Source organism: Streptomyces sp. AB3(2024) (genome assembly GCF_041862025.1).
In the GTDB taxonomy this organism is placed as follows: Bacteria; Actinomycetota; Actinomycetes; order Streptomycetales; family Streptomycetaceae; genus Streptomyces.
Genome location: NZ_JBGWAB010000298.1, coordinates 1 through 1,682, shown reverse-complemented (window position 1 = coordinate 1,682; position 1,682 = coordinate 1). Strand labels below are relative to the sequence as shown.

The window sequence follows — 1,682 nt, the reverse complement described above, 5'->3', positions numbered from 1 at the left end:
TTTACGTGTCCGGACGTCCCTCGGCCACGATGCGCCGTCCTTCACGGCGGATGTTGCGTTCGGCGTTCTCGTCCCGGTCGTGGACTGTTCCGCAGGAGCATGTCCACTTCCGGATCTTGAGCCCTTCCAGTCCCTTGGGTCCTTCGATGCTGCCGCACCCGGGCGCTGAGCAGAGCTGGGTGGAGGGGAAGAACCGGTCCACCTTGGCGAAGGTGCGCCGGTACCGTGCGCATTTGGCTTCCAGGGTGCGGGCGAACATGCCCAAGCTCTGGTCGTGGACGGACTTGGCCCGCTTGCCCTTCTTCGATCCCATGCCCTTCACGTTCAGGTCCTCCAGGTACACGGCTTGGCTCTCGCGCGTGATCTTGGTGGTTTCCTGCTCGATGAAGTCACGGCGTTTGTCCGCGATCTTGGCGTGGATCTTCGATACGGCAAGCTTGGCTTTGCGCCGGTTGCTGGAGCCCTTCTGAGCGCGGGACAGCTTGCGCTGAGCGCGGCGAAGTTTCTTCTCCTGGCGGCGGAAGAACTTCGGGGAGCTGATTTTCCGGCCGCGCAGGACGGCGTAGGTGGACAGGCCCAGGTCGATCCCGGTTTCTGTCTCGTCCAGGTCCAGCTCGGGCAGTGGCTTGTCTTCGGCCTCCACCACGAAGCTGGCGAAGTACCTGCCGGACGCGTCCTTGACCACGGTTACGGATGACGGGGCGGAGGGAAGCCGGCGGGACCAGCGGATCTTCACGTCGCCGATCTTCGGAAGGCGCAGCGCGCCGCCCTCGGTGATCGAGAAGCGGGCGTTGGTGGTGAAGCGGATGGCCTGGCGGCTGGTCTTTTTCTTGAACTTCGGCGGCCCCATCTTCGGGCCCTTGCGGGTGCCGTTCTTGGAGGCGAAGAAGTTGGAGTACGCGGTCTCCAGATCCCGCAGGGACTGCTGGAGCACCACGGCCGACGCATCGTCCAGCCAGTGCCGGTCTTCGGTCTTCTTGGCGTCGGTGACGAATCGCTTCGAGAGTTCCGCCGCTGTCGGGCGCTTGGCGCCCTGCTTGTAGGCGTCCTGACGAGCACGGAGGGCGTCGTTGAAGACGACGCGGGCGCACCCGAACGCCTTCGCCAGCATGATCCGTTGCGGGGCACTCGGGTACAGCCGGAACTGATACCTGAGCTTCATGGCGATCACCGTACTACGGTTGGTTTATGGCTGACACGCAGGACATCAGGACTGGTCGACACTGTGCGTTCGCACTTCACGCACACTTGGTTTTCGTGACGAAGTACCGACACAAGGTCTTCACGGACGCGCACCTCAAGCGGATGGAGGAGATCATGCGGTCCGTGTGCGCGGACTTCGAGTGCGAGCTGGTGGAGTTCAACGGCGAGAACAGCCATGTCCACCTGCTCGTGAACTTCCCGCCGAAGGTCGCCCTGTCCAAGCTGGTCAACAGCCTCAAGGGCGTCAGCTCTCGCAGGCTCCGCCAGGAGTACCCGGAACTGGTCCGGCACTACTGGCGGGCGCAACGGTTGTGGTCCGGCTCATACTTCGCCGGATCGGTCGGCGGGGCCCCGCTGTCGATCGTCCGTCAGTACATCGAGCAGCAGAATCGTCCGCTGTGACCTGCGGGTCAGAGCAGTTCTGAGAATCGCTTCACCACCGGGCTGAAGCCCGATGCACTGCGATTAGCCCCGGTAGC

Annotated in this window: 2 protein-coding genes; one reads left to right on the top strand and one right to left on the bottom strand. The window is 63.6% G+C overall.

Features of this window, described 5'->3' with window-relative positions; translation table 11 throughout:
• Position 1: 1 nt before the first annotated feature.
• Complete coding sequence (locus ACEPPI_RS40445; RefSeq protein WP_373920229.1) at positions 2 to 1,162, bottom strand: RNA-guided endonuclease InsQ/TnpB family protein; 1,161 nt, start codon at positions 1,160 to 1,162, stop codon at positions 2 to 4.
• Between the two features lie 26 nt (positions 1,163 to 1,188).
• Between ACEPPI_RS40445 and tnpA the strand changes: the two genes are divergently transcribed.
• On the top strand, positions 1,189 to 1,605 hold the full coding sequence (gene tnpA, locus ACEPPI_RS40440) for an IS200/IS605 family transposase (RefSeq protein WP_373920228.1): 417 nt from the start codon (positions 1,189 to 1,191) through the stop codon (positions 1,603 to 1,605).
• The last annotated feature ends 77 nt before the right edge of the window (positions 1,606 to 1,682 follow it).